Origin of the sequence: Nocardia jiangxiensis NBRC 101359 (assembly GCF_000308615.1) — a bacterium.
GTDB classification, from domain to species: domain Bacteria; phylum Actinomycetota; class Actinomycetes; order Mycobacteriales; family Mycobacteriaceae; genus Nocardia; species Nocardia jiangxiensis.
This window is the reverse complement of sequence record NZ_BAGB01000173.1, coordinates 15,538-30,681: the sequence shown is the minus strand read 5'-3', so window position 1 is coordinate 30,681 and position 15,144 is coordinate 15,538. Positions and strand designations below refer to the sequence as shown.

At 66.0% G+C, this 15,144-nt stretch carries 15 protein-coding genes; 7 read left to right on the top strand and 8 right to left on the bottom strand.

The features are described from left to right. Nucleotide 1: 1 nt before the first annotated feature. From ON40_RS45595 to ON40_RS45580, 4 genes are read right to left on the bottom strand one after another with little or no spacing between them, the layout of a single operon-like run. Nucleotides 2-967 (bottom strand): ABC transporter substrate-binding protein, encoded by a 966-nt coding sequence (locus ON40_RS45595; RefSeq protein ID WP_040832162.1) that lies wholly within the window; start codon nucleotides 965-967, stop codon nucleotides 2-4. Nucleotides 968-984: 17 nt separating this feature from the next. Further along, nucleotides 985-1,776 (bottom strand): ABC transporter ATP-binding protein, encoded by a 792-nt coding sequence (locus tag ON40_RS45590; RefSeq protein ID WP_040832161.1) that lies wholly within the window; start codon nucleotides 1,774-1,776, stop codon nucleotides 985-987. A gap of 1 nt (nucleotide 1,777) precedes the next feature. Continuing rightward, nucleotides 1,778-2,641, bottom strand: a complete 864-nt coding sequence (locus tag ON40_RS45585; protein WP_040832160.1) for an ABC transporter permease — start codon at nucleotides 2,639-2,641, stop codon at nucleotides 1,778-1,780. Nucleotides 2,642-2,660: 19 nt separating this feature from the next. Further along, entirely contained in the window at nucleotides 2,661-3,992 is a 1,332-nt protein-coding gene (locus tag ON40_RS45580; RefSeq protein WP_040832159.1) for an arylsulfotransferase family protein, read from the bottom strand. A 155-nt stretch (nucleotides 3,993-4,147) separates the two neighbouring features. Here ON40_RS45580 and ON40_RS45575 point away from each other — a divergent pair, with 155 nt between their 5' ends. Next, nucleotides 4,148-5,191 carry a LacI family DNA-binding transcriptional regulator gene (locus tag ON40_RS45575; protein WP_245568282.1) on the top strand — a complete coding sequence of 348 codons (1,044 nt, stop codon included), beginning with the start codon at nucleotides 4,148-4,150 and terminating at the stop codon, nucleotides 5,189-5,191. A gap of 13 nt (nucleotides 5,192-5,204) precedes the next feature. On the opposite strand, the gene ON40_RS45570 is transcribed toward ON40_RS45575, so the two are convergent. Together ON40_RS45570 and ON40_RS45565 are read right to left on the bottom strand one after the other, a co-directional pair. Then, complete coding sequence (locus ON40_RS45570; RefSeq protein WP_040832158.1) at nucleotides 5,205-5,717, bottom strand: DMT family transporter; 513 nt, start codon at nucleotides 5,715-5,717, stop codon at nucleotides 5,205-5,207. After that, the gene (locus ON40_RS45565) at nucleotides 5,714-6,226 is read right to left on the bottom strand and encodes a DMT family transporter (RefSeq protein WP_169542022.1); all 513 of its coding nucleotides are present in this window, start codon (nucleotides 6,224-6,226) and stop codon (nucleotides 5,714-5,716) included. Before ON40_RS45565 ends, ON40_RS45570 begins: the two co-directional genes overlap by 4 nt. 397 nt (nucleotides 6,227-6,623) lie before the next feature. On the opposite strand from ON40_RS45565, the gene ON40_RS52965 reads away from it, so the two are divergent. Next, nucleotides 6,624-6,950 carry a hypothetical protein gene (locus ON40_RS52965; RefSeq protein ID WP_157186829.1) on the top strand — a complete coding sequence of 109 codons (327 nt, stop codon included), beginning with the start codon at nucleotides 6,624-6,626 and terminating at the stop codon, nucleotides 6,948-6,950. A gap of 810 nt (nucleotides 6,951-7,760) precedes the next feature. Here the strand turns inward: ON40_RS52965 and ON40_RS45555 are convergent. Then, nucleotides 7,761-8,303 (bottom strand): 6-phosphogluconolactonase, encoded by a 543-nt coding sequence (locus ON40_RS45555; protein WP_040832155.1) that lies wholly within the window; start codon nucleotides 8,301-8,303, stop codon nucleotides 7,761-7,763. A gap of 218 nt (nucleotides 8,304-8,521) precedes the next feature. Beyond that, nucleotides 8,522-8,881, bottom strand: coding sequence for a hypothetical protein (locus tag ON40_RS45550; protein WP_169542021.1), 360 nt, complete (start codon nucleotides 8,879-8,881; stop codon nucleotides 8,522-8,524). Between the two features lie 707 nt (nucleotides 8,882-9,588). On the opposite strand from ON40_RS45550, the gene ON40_RS45545 reads away from it, so the two are divergent. From ON40_RS45545 to ON40_RS45525, 5 genes are all read left to right on the top strand, one after another. Next, entirely contained in the window at nucleotides 9,589-10,320 is a 732-nt protein-coding gene (locus tag ON40_RS45545; protein ID WP_040832153.1) for a GAF and ANTAR domain-containing protein, read from the top strand. Nucleotides 10,321-10,415: 95 nt separating this feature from the next. After that, nucleotides 10,416-11,189 carry a GAF and ANTAR domain-containing protein gene (locus ON40_RS45540; RefSeq protein WP_218008997.1) on the top strand — a complete coding sequence of 258 codons (774 nt, stop codon included), beginning with the start codon at nucleotides 10,416-10,418 and terminating at the stop codon, nucleotides 11,187-11,189. A 382-nt stretch (nucleotides 11,190-11,571) separates the two neighbouring features. Further along, nucleotides 11,572-11,826: a hypothetical protein gene (locus ON40_RS53800; protein WP_174435126.1), complete on the top strand. Its 255-nt coding sequence runs from the start codon at nucleotides 11,572-11,574 to the stop codon at nucleotides 11,824-11,826. A 492-nt stretch (nucleotides 11,827-12,318) separates the two neighbouring features. Further along, nucleotides 12,319-13,584, top strand: coding sequence for a cytochrome P450 family protein (locus ON40_RS45530; RefSeq protein ID WP_051194586.1), 1,266 nt, complete (start codon nucleotides 12,319-12,321; stop codon nucleotides 13,582-13,584). Nucleotides 13,585-13,856: 272 nt separating this feature from the next. Beyond that, the gene (locus ON40_RS45525) at nucleotides 13,857-14,846 is read left to right on the top strand and encodes a helix-turn-helix domain-containing protein (RefSeq protein WP_083896432.1); all 990 of its coding nucleotides are present in this window, start codon (nucleotides 13,857-13,859) and stop codon (nucleotides 14,844-14,846) included. Nucleotides 14,847-15,144: the final 298 nt, after the last annotated feature.

The following is a 15,144-nucleotide window of genomic DNA, read 5'->3' as shown; positions in this document are numbered from 1 at the left end:
ACTATCCGGCCTTCGGCAGGAAGTCGCGGTCGAGGAAGGTCGCGTAGTCCGGGAGGGTGACCGAGCGATCGACCGCCCCCTGCGACTTCGCCCAGTTCGCCTGGGCGGCAAGGGCTCCGGGGAGGTCTGCGGGGAGCTGGATGGTGTAGTCGAACTCCGGGAGGATGCGAGTGAGCAGGTCCACCGGGAGTTGAGTGGCAGCGGCGACGGCCGAGATCGCCGGGGCGGCGCGGGCGGTGAGTTGGGCGCTCGCATCGTTCAGGGCGGCGAGGAAGGCGGACAGTGCGGCGGACTTGCCGGATACCGCCGTGTCGGTGGCCAGGTAGAGGCTGTGCTGATCGTAGGTTCCACCGGCGAGTTCGACCGCGTCGCCGCCGAGGGCCTGTTCGACCTGGGCCTGGTACGGCTGGAAGATGGCGATCGCATCGACGTTGCGCTGCGTCGCGGCGGTCACCGCCGCCGGTGGCGCGACCTGGACGAGTTTCGCGTCGATATTACTGTGCGACAACGCATTCGAGGCGAAGTAGGCCGCACTGGTACCCAGTGGGGTGCCGATCGATTTCCCGGACAAGTCGTTCACGGAGGTGATTCCGGCGCTGCGGCGGGCGAGGATCCGCGAACCCTGCCACCGCGATCCGTCCCCGACGATGCGCAGGGTCGGTGTGCGGGTCAGCGCCGCGGCGGTGGGCACATCGGCGGCGGTGGTGACGTCGACCTGGTGGGCGGCCAGTGCCTGCAACGCCTCCACGCCGGTGGCGAAGTCGACCACCTTCACCTTCACCCCGCGCTTGCTGAAGTATCCGCTCTGCTCGGCGACGGGTATCTGCGCCCACGAGGGATCCACGACGAAGCCGACCGTGAGGGTCGTGGGATCGGAATCACCGGTTCCGGTGCAGGCGACCAGGGATCCGAGCAGGGTCAGGAGTGCGGCGACCACGGTGATCGGCCGGCGGGTACGCGATGTCATGTTCTTGCCTTCGTGATTCAGCGTGATGTCGAAGTTATTGTGGGAGAGATGCTTTCGTGATCTCGATCGATCCCGAGTTCGTGGTGCAGCGTGCGGCGCAGCTCGCTGTATCCGGGTTGGTCGGCGAGCGTGTCCGCGGGGCGGGGCCGATCGAGCGGGTTGGTGATCCGGTTCGTGATGCGCCCGGCGTGCAGCACGCTGATCGTGTCGGACAACCGGATCGCCTCGTCCACGTCGTGCGTGACGAAGACGATCGTGCGCCGCAGCCGGGTCCACAGATCGATCAGCAGATCCTGCATATTGAGCCGGGTCAGGGCATCGAGCGCGGCGAACGGCTCGTCCATCAGCATGATGTCGGGTTCACCGGCCAGCATCCGGGCCAGGCCCACCCGCTGGCGCATGCCGCCGGAGAGTTGATTGGGCCGTTTCCCGGCGATGTCGGCGGGCAGGCCCACCAGTTCGAGCAGTTCCTCGATTCGTCCGCGACGCTGCCCGGCGGGGAATCGCCTTGCCCGCAACGCGAATTCGATATTGCCCGCGATGCTCATCCACGGGAACAACACGTCCCGCTGGAAGGCGACGCCCCGGCGCGGATCGGGCGCCAGCACCGGCTCGCCGTCGTCGGTGACCGTGCCCGAGGTGGGCGCGATGAGCCCGGCGAGGCAGTGCAGCAGTGTCGATTTCCCGCTCCCGGACGCGCCGACGAGTACGGTGAACGCGCCGTCGGGTACGGCCAGATCGATACCCCGGAGGGTCGGGTGCGGATTTCCCGGGAACTGCAGGACCAGATCCTGTGTCGCGATAGCCATTTCAGCGAACCTCCTTGGCCCAGCGCAGCACGGGCGCGGTGATCGCGACGATCACCAGATCGCAGAGCGCGCCGAGGATTCCGAGCACGATCAGGCAGAAGATCAGCCGATCCGCCTGGGAATACAGCTGCGCCTGATAGATCCGATAGCCGATTCCGGCGGTGGTTCCGGTCATCTCGGCCACCACGATCAGCACGAAAGCCATTGCCGCGCCGACTCTTACCCCAGCGACCACATCGGGTATCGCCTCGGGGATCACGATCCGGGTGAGCGTCTGCCGGCGCCCCGCGCCCAGGCATCGCGCGGCCTGCAGATAGTCCGGCGGGGTACCGGCGAATCCGGAGTGACTGTTCATCCAGACCGGCACGAACACACCGAGCGCGATGACCAGGATCTTGCTGTTCTCACCGAGTCCGAACCACAGGATCGCCAGCGGGACCAGCCCGATCGTGGGCACCGGCGACAGCAGCCGCAGCACCGGTTGCAGCAACCGACGGCCCGCGCCGGTGTTCGCGGTGAGGATCGCCGCTCCGATCCCGACGAGGCCGCCGACCACCAGACCGAGCATCGCCCGGCCCAGGCTGGCCCCCAGATCGGGGAGCAGAAGCCCATCGGTATACAGCCCGTGCCCCGCGCGGATGATCTGCGGCACGGCCGGAAACAGTTGGCGCGGAAAGACTCCGGTGGCGGCCACCACGGACCACAGCAGCGCCGCCAATACGATTCCGGCGATCGTTCCCCCGGCCACGCGCCAGCGGCGGCCGAGTAGTCCCGGCAGTTTCCGCCACCCCCGCGCCCGGTCGGGCGCGAAGTTCGCCGTCGCCGGGTCCGCATGCCCGGCCCTGATGTGCAGGCTCGATGTCATCTGGTCCGAACTCTCTCTGCTATGCACTCGAATGCGCGGTGGTGCGCAGATCGACTGCGACGGGCGCGGTTTCGGGCGCGCCGAGCGGCACCCAGTCGAAAGGCACGGCCTGGGCGCGGTAGACCATGGGCGTCGAGGTGAGACGATCCACGCCCGGCACCCGCGGCTCGCCCACCTCGGGTTCACCACCCACGCCGAGTCCCTCGTAGGGCGAGACGTACTCCCACACCACGCGTCCTTCGGGAGTGACCTGGAAGATCCGGCCCTGCATCCCCTCGGTGATCAGCGTGTTGCCGTTGGGCAGGCGCTGGGCGTTGCCGACGAAGGAGCTGAAGAACGTCCACGACGGCAGCCCGGAGTCCTCGGCGGTGTACTGCCAAACGATCTGCTCGGTGACCGGATCGATCTCCAGCACCCGCGATCCGGCGTAGATGCCCAGTGGCGCAGGCGGATACCCGGCTCCGCCCTGATTGTCGAACACGAGGATGTTGCCCGCGCCGGGCAGTCCGTCGGCGATCAGATGCGGATTGTGCTGTCCGGAGATCTGATCGAGCGCACGCGGAACCTTGTGCGCGTTGATGCGCTGGTGTTGCGCGCCCGGTGCCGCGTCGAAGTACGGACCTACCTGCCAGACGATCGATGTGGTCACCTTGTCGATCAGCGCGATGATATTCGCCTTGCGGGAGCTGATCAGGATGTTGTCCGGATGGAACACGCTGTTCGGATCGGCGCGATGCCAGCGGTTGGGGCCGAGGGTCTTGGCGCTGTTGATCTCCAGATAGCCCCACGGATCGTCCGGATCGCGAGCGACGGTCTCGCGCAACGTGTCCCAGCCCGACTCGGAGAATCCCAGTTCGGCCAGGTGGTCGCCCACGCGCCATTCCCACACGATCGCACCGTCCGGATCGACCTCGTAGAGCCCTTGGTCGCCGACCGGATGCGGCCCCAGCGCGGGCACCACGCGCGGAATGGTCACCAGCAGCAGCCGGTTCCCGTTGGGCAGTAGTTCCCAGTCGTGGTTCTGCCGCGCCGCGCCGCCCGGGGCCTGGGTACCCCATTCCCAGACCCGCTCACCGGACCAGTTCAGCTGTCCCACAGTGCCGTTCGCGTAGATGCCGCCGCGCGGATCGCCGCTGAACGACAGCCGCAGCCCGACCTCGCCGAGCCGCCCGCCCGCCAGCGCCGGATCGATGATGCGCGGCGGCACGCCCGCGAAGGGCCACTCGTGCCGGACCGCGCCGCTGGTATCGATCAGGCGGGTGATCGAATCGGCGCCGGTGAACAGGATGTAACTGTCATGAGCCGAGTCCGGGTCGTGATAGGTGACGCCGGTGAGTCGTACGAAGGCCATGCAGTTCACTCCATCAGTCGGTTGTTAAGCGTCCGGATCACGGATGTTACGAATCTAATCGATTTGCGCAGCACGTTATATGCGCTGAGACTGTAAGAATCAGAACGATTTCAAGCATGGCCCGATGCGACGCGGGCGAGGACATTGGAGCGGATGTGACTGCCAGACGTGCGACCCTCGCCGATGTGGCCCAGCGGGCGGGCACCTCCACGGCGGTGGTCAGCTATGTACTCAACGACGGCCCGCGACCGGTGTCGGACCGCTTGCGCGCCAAGGTCCTTCGCGCGCTCGACGAGCTGGACTACCGCCCCGACCACGCTGCGCGGGCGCTGCGCCGGGTTCGCCGCTGGCGGCATCTCGGGCTGCTGGTGCCCGACGTGCGTCTGCCGCTGTTCGGCACCCTGGTCGGCCAGATCGAGATCCAGGCCCGCGAACGCGACCACCTCACCCTCCTCGGCAACACCGGATACGACCCGGAACGGGAGATCGAATTCGCCGGAGCCTTCGCCGATTCCGGTATCGACGGACTCGTCGTGGTCGGCGGCGCGAACGGCAGGGCCACCGCCGAGCTGTGCCGCCAGTCGCGCATCCCGATCGTGTGGGTGCACAACAACCGCGACCACGTCGAGTCACAGGTGGTCGGGGCCGATCATGTCGACTCGGGCAGGTTGGCCACCGCACATCTGGTGGAGGTGCACCATCGCGAGAACATCGCATTCGTGGGCGGTTTCACCGCTGCGGAGGTCGAGCACGGTGACCGCGAGACCGTCGCACAGCGGTACGCCGGATACGTCTCGGTCGTCGGCGAGAGTGCCGCACGGCGCCTTCCCACCGATCTCACCCCGGCGGGCGCCTACCGCGCGGTGAGCCGTCATCTCGCCGCCGGACCTCCGCTCGATGCCCTGGTCGTGGGCACCTACGGCCAGGCCGCGGCGACCGTGCGCGCGGTGACGGACGCGGGTCTGCGTATCCCGCAGGACATCTCGCTGGTCGGTTACGACGCCGACCCCGCGAACACATACACCCAGCTCACCCTGACCAGCGTCCAGCAACCCATCGCCACCATCGCCCGCGCGGCCCTCTCGCGCGTGCTGGACACCGCCGCACGCGCCGCCGACACCCCACTCCCGCCGATCGAGATCGAGCTCGCCATCGGCGAAAGCTGCGGATGCGCGGTCCCGGACACCGGACGCTCGTGAACCTCAGCCAGGTTCAGTACTTGGCCATGAGATATGACCCGGCGACGATCATCGCGCACGCGGCCACCCGCTGCGGATTGATCCGCCGACGCGGAAACCCCATCACACCGAAGTGATCCATCGCCGTGGCCAGGAACATCTGCCCGGCGATGATCACGGCATTGAACGTGCTGACCCCGACGCTGGAAGCGACGGTAATCATCGCGAAGATCGCCGCGCCACCGGTGAGCCCGCCCAACGGCGCCCACCTGGGCATCGCCGCCAGATCCGCCCGCGTCGGCCAGCGCCGCGACGCACGCGAGGAGAACAGCAGTGACACAACGAGTATCAGGCCCACACCCGTGAGCGCGACGGCGTACGAGATCACCCCACACAGCCAGACATTCTTCAGCGCCAGCTTCATCGAGTTCTGGCAGCCCGCCTCGACCGAGCGCAGCGCGCCGCCGATCAGCATGAACGCGAAGACCAGCGCCATCATCGAGCGCGGCAGCGCGGGGCGGGCGGCAACCGGGGCGGTGGTGGTCATCGGGAAACCCTTTCGCTCACAGGGGAGGTGACCGAGTCGGCCGGTGCGGAGTCCTTGGCCATGAGATAGACCGCCGCGCAGATCAGCCCGGCGGCGACCAGGCGAGGCGGGGTGGCGTGCCGGACGGCGAACCCCATGAGCCCCAGGTCGTCCATGACCAGCGCGACGAGCATCTCGCTCACGATCACCACCGCGTTGAACGTCGCGACGCCGACATACCGCGCCACGGTGATCATGCCGATCACCGCCACCCCGCCGACCAGGCCCCCGAACGGCGCCCACCACGGCAGATGTCGTAGGTCGGCGATGGTGGGCCAGGGCGTTTTCGACACCAGCACCGAGATCAGCAGGAAGATCGAGAATCCGGTCAGCGCAACGGCATACGAGATGACCGCGCACAGCCAGATATCGCGCACATACAGCTTCTGCGTGTTCTGGCAGCCCACCTCGACGGACCGCAGTCCGCCGGCGACCAGGATGAACAGGAATACGAATCCAAGGGTGAACACGGCCACGAGCAGACGACCTTCGGACTAGAGCAGTCATGGATGCCACGCCCCGCCGAGGCCCGTACATACAACGGCTCCGACCGAACACCCATCCGGGGCGTGACGCGTTCAATGTACCGTCAAACAACGGCACTATCAATAGCGATACATGCAATGGGGGCTGCTGCACTGGAGATTTCAGCAGACCCGGGCTGGCCTGCACATCTTCCAGGTGCAACCATCCGGACCTCACACGTGAGCTTTGGAGGCGGACAACGAGTTCCGGCGCCAACCTCACGGCCCGACGCCGTCAGCAACGGCATAGGTTCCCGGCACGTCGCTGACCGAGGGAACTCGGACCACGGAACTCGCCAGGGCGACTGCCTACGCACCACCGCAGGTCGCGACGACACGCCCCTTGGTGTTGGGCCTGCTACTGACGATTCCCGCCGTCATCGTGCTCATCGGCGGCATCAGTGACCTGATCACGCAGCCTGGAGTGCAAAATCCGACCATCACAGCGACTCTCGGCGAGGCCATCGTCCGAATGATCTTCGTACTCGTAGCGGCTATTCCAGCAGGTGTGGCGTTCCTCATCGCCGCAATCCGCATGCGCCACAACGGCCCGATCACCCACGGCCTCAGCGCGGCGTACAACCCCGGCCTACTGACAGTTACGACCGGTTGTCGGCCGAGCGGAGTTCGACGCAGCATTCCCACGCTGTGGGCGCGAGAATCGCTGTAACGCTGTCGGTTTCGAGTCCGGTGAGTATTCCGCACAGGTAGGCGTGGTTGATTCCGCAGACCAGGTCCGGGGCGTTGGTGGCCAGCGGGTGGAACGGGCAGTTACACAGACGCAGGCAGTCGGCGGCTTCACGGCTGGGGTCGAATCCTTGCTCGGCGAGCGTGGTCTGCAGCAGGCGAGTGTGGCGGGCACCCCCGGGGCGAGTTCGATCGGCGCCAGCGCACCGAACCGGTCCCGCATCTCGCGATAGATCCGATGGGGGTCGGTGGCGAATTCCTTGGTGTACAAGGGTATTCGGGCCCGCTCACCATCCGTCGGCGAGCCGTGTGGGACCGGGCCGCCAGGGGCCTGTGCTGAGGTGGTCATGTAGATACTCCGGAGGAACGAGGAACCGATGAAGACTGCCGGACCGGGGCGGCTGGGCCCTGCTATCCGGCGGGTGACAGGGTGAGCGTCCGGCCGTCGGCGAGGTTCGTACCCGTGTGCAGCGTCGTGGACTCATCGCGGGTCAGCACACCGTCATCACCGATGCTGAAACGGTGAATGACCTCCTCCCCCGCCCGCGCCGGGTCCATCCCCAGGGCCCACAATGCCTTACCGCTCGGCTACATCACCGACGCCTCGGAATACACACCCACATTCGGGTCGAAATCCACCTTGGGCAACGGCCGCAGACTGCCGTCCGGTTGAATGGCATAAAGCTGATGAACGAGGAGCCCATCGTCGGCACATACAGAAAACGCCCATCCGGAGTGACACTCGGGACGTGTGGAAGCACGCCCGTCGGATAGGGCGACTCCGCCAGCTCGGTCAACGTCCCGTCCTCCGCTCGGTCGAACGCCTGCACGGTCGCAATCCATCGGTGAAAGCGCCCAGCGACATCGTCGGACCGTTGGCAACCGGAGCGCCGTCGGTACCGAGCCGCACCGGCACCACCGCACCGTTCACCCCACCGACCAGCACATAGCCGTAGCGACTGTTGGGCGCGAACGTGATATCGACCGGGATATCGGGCAGCGCGAGCGGTGCCCCCGTCGCAGTCAACGCGCCACCCGAACCGATCGAGTAGGCAATCAACCGCGGGTTTCGCATCGGCGCGACATACAAGAACCGGCCATCCGGCGTCGCCGCCTGCGGCCAATCCGGCACGCCCGTCGGCGCCCGGCCCGCGATCGGAGTCGGCTGCCCGATGTCGGACGCGTTGAAGCCCACCACCCCGTCACTGAGCATCCCATGCGCATAGATGTGGTAACCGGAGCCCGAGGCCGTGGGGGCCGCTTGCGCGGGCTGCGCCGCCACGGTGAAGCCGGGGAGAACGGTGGCAGCACCCAGCCGGCGCGCCTGCGAGCCCACGAACCACCTGTCGTCGTCGAGTCAGATGTCATGCGAGGGAGCCTAAGTCGGCCCGCACGGGTCGAATGTCCATGAATTGGACACCGATGACCGGGTCTCGGACATGTCGCAGCCATTTCCGCACCTGATGTCGGCAACGCGCCGGCCGTGTGGCGATGGCTCGCCACCGCTCGGCCTTGTCGAAGGCTCGTTCGACCACGGTGCGGCGGACGATGCCGTCATGTATCGCAGAAGCCCTCCAGACTGTCGGTCACGGTGCAAGCGGCAGATTCGTATTTCCTGATCAGCGCGGGCCTTGCGGCATCACCCGCGAACACAGCCAACCCACCCGCGACAGAGTGCGTCGAGGTGACTCGGGTGCCCATACCCTGCACGAGTTGGCCCAGCTCCGCGAGGTCGGTGAGCCACAAATGCAGAACCCTGCCGACCGGCAGACGCGCGACCTCGGCGGAAGCATGGACGAGCACGGACTGTCCGCGGTGAGTAACCAGTACGGCCCACCGATCGGCGGCGATATGAACCTCGCATCCGAGGGCAAAGTAGAAATCCAGTGCGATGCCGACGTCCGGCGTTCGCAAATACAGAAACCCGGCGGACACGGGATCGGCTTCGATCGTTCCGCCACTGGACTTTTCGGCGGTTCCGGGCCGCCCGTTCGCGTTCGGAAGGCTGCCGACGAGCGAGTCGACGCGCGGCGCTTGCTCGAGGTGGCCGGGCCGACCTCCGGCCCCCGAGGCACCCATGCGTTGAGATCGATTGGTAGTCACGGTGTTTCGCCCCCGTCGGGCGGGGCGGGATAGTGAACATCGTGCCCGCTCGGGGTTCGATATCGAAGGGCAGGTGGACACGACGCCGATCCGGCGGGTCCGCGACGGAGATAGGCCACGACTGACTCCTGAGTGTACGTTCCCGCTCATGCGTTTCACGGATGAGCGGATCGACTGCCAGGGTCAGGGGCAGCGCACGGGGTTGAAGCGAGTGGGCACTCATCGCTCAACCGGAACCAATGCCGATGGGTGCTTTTGTCATTGAACCACCTGTCGCCGGATTTCGACACCTCAGCGGAGAAGTCCCCTGGCGCAGGGGTGTTGCCACCGCCCACGACTACACATGGGAACGCGGCCATCAGCACACGGGAAACTTGTAGGCTGAACTTCGAACGTGTGTGACCTTGTGTGCGTGGGCTTCGCATCTGCTACGCACGGCGAACCTCGGCAGGTGGTGACCGGTGGACCGCGGATGCCGCATCGCCATCGGCTGGTGTGACGATGCGCGGTGGCCGTGAATGGTGAGTGAGCCCGACCGGACGAACGCCTCCCTGGCCCGGATCCGGGCCGCGGTGCTCCGTGCACTGGGCGAAGGCGAGGGCGAATCGGACACGCTGGCGCGGGTATGCCAGACGAGTGTGGAATTGCTGCCCGTCGACGGCGCCTCGATCTCGGTGATGACCGGCAGGAAAAATCGCGAAACGCTGTATGCCAGTGACGAGGTCGTCTCGCGGATCGAAGCCTTGCAATTCAGCCTCGGCGAAGGCCCCTGTTACGAGGCGTTCGACACCGGACGACCGGTCCTGGTTCCCGACCTGGCGAACGATCCGGCCACCACGTGGCCGGTGTTCGCGGGCGAAATGATCACCGAACCGGTCGGGGCGATATTCGCCTTCCCGCTTGCCAGAGGCGCCATCAGCATCGGTGCGCTCAATCTCTACCGCCACCACCCGGGCTGGCTCTCACCCACCGAGCTGGCCACTGCCCTGCAAGTCGTCGACATCGCGGCAATCGCCTTGTTGGGCGTGCATCTCGATGAATCCAACGCCGAGAAATGGCTGGAATTACCCGGAGACCGCGCGCAGATCCATCAGGCCACAGGCATGCTGATCGCCGCCTTCGGTATCCCCGCCGAACACGCCTTGGCGCGGCTGCGCGCCTACGCCTTCGCCGGCGGTCACCTCGTCGATGACGTCGCCCGCGATCTCGTGACCCGCAAACTCACCCCCGCCGACATACAGAACTCATGACAACAGCACCACCGCCACACCAGCCGCCGAACTGTGGATCGATTTTCGAGCTACCCTGCGACTCCGGGAGAAAGAGACAACAAACCATGGCAGACATGTCGCCATCCGATCTCGAACGAGAGACGCTGCTACTGAGCACATTCGTCCAGATGGCAGACACATTGGTCGACGACTACGACGTCGCCGACGTGCTCCACGAGCTCACCGCTGCCTGTGTCCGGCTCCTCGACGCCGCCGCTGCCGGGCTGATGCTGTCGGACCAACGTGGAGGCCTGCAAGTATTGGCGTCCTCGACCGAACAGACCCGCCTACTGGAGCTGTTCCAGATCCAGACCGACGAAGGCCCCTGCCTGGACTGCGTGCGTACCGGCCGGCCGGTCCTCGTCGACGACCTCGCCGCCGCCGGTTCGCGCTGGCCACGATTCGTCCCGCAAGCGCTGAATGAAGGTTTCGCCGCCGTCCATGCGATCCCGATGCAACTGCGCCGCAACACCATCGGCGCACTGAACCTGTTCAGCCGAATCCCCGGCGCTATGCCTCAGCAAGACGTGCTGGTCGCGCGCGCGCTCGCCGACACCGCCACCATCGGCATACTGCAGGAACGTGCGATCCGCCGCGGCGAGGTCCTGACCGAACAACTGGAAACCGCACTCAACAACCGCATCACCATCGAACAAGCCAAAGGCGTCCTCGCCCATGCCGGCAGCCTGGATATGGCGCAGGCATTCAACGCGCTGCGCTCGTACGGGCGCAGCCACAGCACCCGCCTGTCCGAGATCGCTCACCAGCTCGTCAGTGGCGCCCTGCACCCGGACGCCATCCTCACCGAACCCCACAGCACCATTCACCGGCCAGGTGGGACTGTCTGAGATCTTGTCGGGCAGGGAGGTTATCACCGAGGCCGAGGTGCGGCGTTCGGACTCGTGCCGACCCTGCTCATTCGGCGGCGGCAGTCACCATTGCGGTGCGGCACCGGACAGCTATTCGGTTTTCTAGAATTGTCGTTTCGAAGAATGCGAATTGACCTGCCCTGCAAGCGATGTCACCATGCAGTGAGTATTCGTCGCGATCGGCGCGGAACCTACGGTCTGCGGCCGCTGCACATGGTGCGCGAAAGGTTTACAGAACCTGTGCAATCTCGGCGCATTCCTTGCCACCGGTGCACGTTTCGACGATCCGACCTTCTTTCGACTGTCGATGAATGGCAGGCCTGTGGGACAGCTCGCCGGATTGGGCACCTTCTGTGAACACGTGACGGTGTCTACCGCAACGCCTACTCCACCTTCTGCCGGCGACCGATGGTCCGGCGATCCGAATGTCGACGAACTCGTCACCACCCCACAGGCCATTCCCGCCGATCGTTTGCACGTCACGCTGAATCTCGCACTGGGCGGCCTGGCTCTCATCGACGAATGGTTCGAGCCCGGCAGCGATCTCGGTGTCGACGAGTTCGCAGATCAGGTGTCGCAGCCCCTGATCACGATGCTCGTCGCCGATCCCGGCTAGCGCGATTCGCGGCGTCAGCCGTGATTCCCGAGTTCGTCGCAGCCGCTCGGGCCGTTCGCGCCACGTGTGAAGGTCGCGGCCCCGGTCGGCGTCGCGCAGATCGTCGCGCCGAGCACCGATCCGAGGGCACGGCACCGATTCGGGGTCCCGGTGCTGCTGAGCTACTTCCTGTTTCGCTCCACGTTTCCGAATAGCCCTCCGCTCCAATGCTTCCGAATAGCTCTGGTATCAGCCCGGCGCATCCGTGCGACGATCACACGGAAGCCGCTCGGGCACGCAGATGTTTACTAGACAGTAACCACGGCTAGTCTGTGCGCGGGGCCTCCTGTTTCACCCGATCGAAACTGCTCGACCTCTCACCGATGCACACCTGACCGATTACTCGTTCCGGACTGCATCGGGCGCAAGTCAGAACGTTCGTCGAAAGGACTGAGGGACAGTGCATCACATGGATTCGAGCTCGGCCACCGTTTCGCCGGTCGGCGGTCGCCGGTGACAGCCGAGATGGAAATCCTCGAACTGACCGACGACTTCTACCAGAATCCGCATGCGACCTATCGGGCGCTGCGCGAGCGCGGTCCCCTCCATCGAATTCGATTGGACGGTGTGGTCGGCTGGTTGATCGTCGATCATGAGGTGGCGAAGCAAGCCTTCGCTGAGCCCAGCATCAGCAAGCGCATCGGGTCACCCGAGGGGCAGGCCGTGCTGGCCAAAAACGGTGCGGCCGAGATGTTCAACACCGCCATCAGCGACAATATGTTGTTCGCCGATCCGCCACAGCACACCCGACTGCGCCGGCTCGTGGCGAAGGCGTTCGCCGGTCCCGCCATCCGCGATCTCCAACCGAGAATCACCTCGATCGCCGACACCCTGCTCGACGACATCGGCGCGCGAACGACCGTCGACCTCATCGATAGCTACGCGTTCCGGCTGCCGATCGCGGTGATCTGCGAGCTGCTCGGGGTGCCGGACGACGACAAGGGAGACTTTCGCTCTTGGACCGCCGTCGTCGTCAGCGACTCGGCCACGAACGAGGAACGCGCCATCGCCGGGGTGAACTTCTTCACCTGCCTGACGAAGTTGATCGCCGAACGCACCGACGACCCCGGCGACGACCTGCTCTCCCAACTGATCATCGCCAAAGACCGCGAAGATCGCCTGGACGAGCAGGAACTAGTCGCCATGCTGCTCCTACTGCTGATAGCGGGGCACGAGACCACCGTCAACCTGATCGGCAACTCGATACTCGAGATATTGCGCGAGCCCGGAATGGCCGAGCGGTTGCGCGCGGACCCCGAGGCCATACCCGCCTACGTCGAAGAGATCCTGCGCTGCCAGGGATCGTTGCACATGGCCACGGCTCGCTACACCACCGCCCCGATCACGTTGGGCGATCAGGACATCGACGCGGACGAATTCATCCTGATCTCCCTCGCCGCCGCCAACCGCGACCCCGCCCGGTTCGACGAGCCGGACCGCATCGACCTCGAACGCCCCGGGAGCCGGCACATCGCCTTCGGGCACGGCATCCATCACTGTCTCGGTGCAGCCCTGGCCCGCATGGAGGCCACCACCGCGATCTCGAGGCTGCTGGCAAAGTTCCCGAAGATGTCGCTCGACGGGGAATTCGGTGATCCGACTTGGCGAAAGAGCCTACTGATTCACGGCTTGACCAGCCTGCCGGTCCGCCTGGCCGCACGCACTGATTCGCAGACGGTGTCCTTCGCTGATGCGGCCCGCTTCTCCTCGAGGGCCTGACTGTAGCCGTCAACACGACGAGTGGTACGACGCGGCGATTCCTGTCCGGACTCGGTTCCCGCTGTGTACCACTCATCTGTGCAGGGGGTCGAGGCAGTAATCGCGGAAGAGGTGCGCTTGCGCTACAACCGGGCACGCGATCTGCTCGACGCCGCTACCCGCGATTCATACATCGTGCCTGATGCGTAGATCCATCGCAGAGAAATCCGAAACCGGAGGGTGGGAAGAAATTCTCCCAGGCACGCGACCCGGTCACCGCATACCGTGGAGCTATGACCGATAGAGCGCCCCACCTGCGAGAACTGGGCAGCTTTCTGAAAGCCCGGCGCGGCGAGCTCACCCCCGCCGACGTCGGGTTGCCTGTGCGCGGCAGCTCCACCCGCCGCGTCAGGGGTCTGCGCCGCGAAGAGGTCGCGGACCTGGTCGCCATCAGCCAGGACTATTACACCCGCGTCGAGCAGGGGCGCCTCGCGCCGGCGGAGCAGGTCCTGGAAGCTCTCGTGCACGCGCTGCGGCTGAACGACGATCAGCGCGCGTACGTGGAGAGCCTGGCTCGGCGGGTCGACCATCGCAGCGCCCCCAAGCGTCGCCAGCCGATCGTCCGGCCGCAGATCCAGCGTCTGCTCGACCAGCTCACCGATACTCCCGCCCTGGTCTTCGGCCGCTATCTCGATATCCTCGCGTGGAACCATCTCGCCGCGTCGCTACTCACAGACTTCTCGCAAATGCCTGCGCGGCAACGCAATTACGTGCGAATGATATTCACCGACCCCGCCATGCGAACCCTCTACGCGGATTGGGAGGGAGTGGCCAAGACATGTGTCGCGATCCTGCGCATGGACGCGGCGAGCAACCCCACCGATCCGGTGCTGACGGCTCTGGTGGGTGAGCTGTCGATCGCCGATCCGCAGTTCCGGCAGTGGTGGGCAGCGCGTCATGTCGCCCGGCAGGAATTCGGCACCAAAACGCTCATCCATCCGGACGTCGGTGAACTGACCCTGGACTGGGACACCTTCCGATACACGGGCGATCCGGATCAGCAGTTGGTGCTGTGGTCCGCCCGGCCCGGAACCACCTCACACGAGAAGTTGCGCATTCTCACCTCGTGGAGCGCCGACTGCGGCTACCCCGCATCGGCCTCCCTGATCAGCCGTCAGCGCCCCGACGGCAGTACCGACCACGAGATCATCGCCACCTGCGGACTGCCGTGCGGATGGCGAGTTCCCGTTCCCATGACCAGGATGACCGGACCGGACATCTGACATCCCGCGGACCGCAGCAGTGCGGGGCCGCCGAGAAGAGCCGGCCCGTGCTCACCGGTGCGACCGGGTCGGCGGCCGATCCGCCATCGGCCCCAATGCTGTAACTGCGCAGCGCGACCATCGGTTCGCGAGAGCTGCCGGCCAGATCCTAAATATCAGGGCCGCGATATCCGGCCACCACCTCGCAGCAGCGGTGCCCCGACGAAAGCGACGGCGGCCCTTGGCGGCTGGCGCACGCATGAGGCCCAGAGCGAGGCCGAACAGCCGCCCACTCTCCACGAACGCTTCCCCCATCAGA

What these genes read in the sequence shown, in the direction of transcription:
- ON40_RS45595 (WP_040832162.1), bottom strand. Translation starts at nt 967, where the DNA reads ATGACATCGCGTACCCGCCGGCCGATCACCGTGGTCGCCGCACTCCTG.
- ON40_RS45590 (WP_040832161.1), bottom strand. Translation starts at nt 1,776, where the DNA reads ATGGCTATCGCGACACAGGATCTGGTCCTGCAGTTCCCGGGAAATCCG.
- ON40_RS45585 (WP_040832160.1), bottom strand. Translation starts at nt 2,641, where the DNA reads ATGACATCGAGCCTGCACATCAGGGCCGGGCATGCGGACCCGGCGACG.
- ON40_RS45580 (WP_040832159.1), bottom strand. Translation starts at nt 3,992, where the DNA reads ATGGCCTTCGTACGACTCACCGGCGTCACCTATCACGACCCGGACTCG.
- ON40_RS45570 (WP_040832158.1), bottom strand. Translation starts at nt 5,717, where the DNA reads ATGACCACCACCGCCCCGGTTGCCGCCCGCCCCGCGCTGCCGCGCTCG.
- ON40_RS45545 (WP_040832153.1), top strand. Translation starts at nt 9,589, where the DNA reads ATGGTGAGTGAGCCCGACCGGACGAACGCCTCCCTGGCCCGGATCCGG.
- ON40_RS45540 (WP_218008997.1), top strand. Translation starts at nt 10,416, where the DNA reads ATGTCGCCATCCGATCTCGAACGAGAGACGCTGCTACTGAGCACATTC.
- ON40_RS45525 (WP_083896432.1), top strand. Translation starts at nt 13,857, where the DNA reads ATGACCGATAGAGCGCCCCACCTGCGAGAACTGGGCAGCTTTCTGAAA.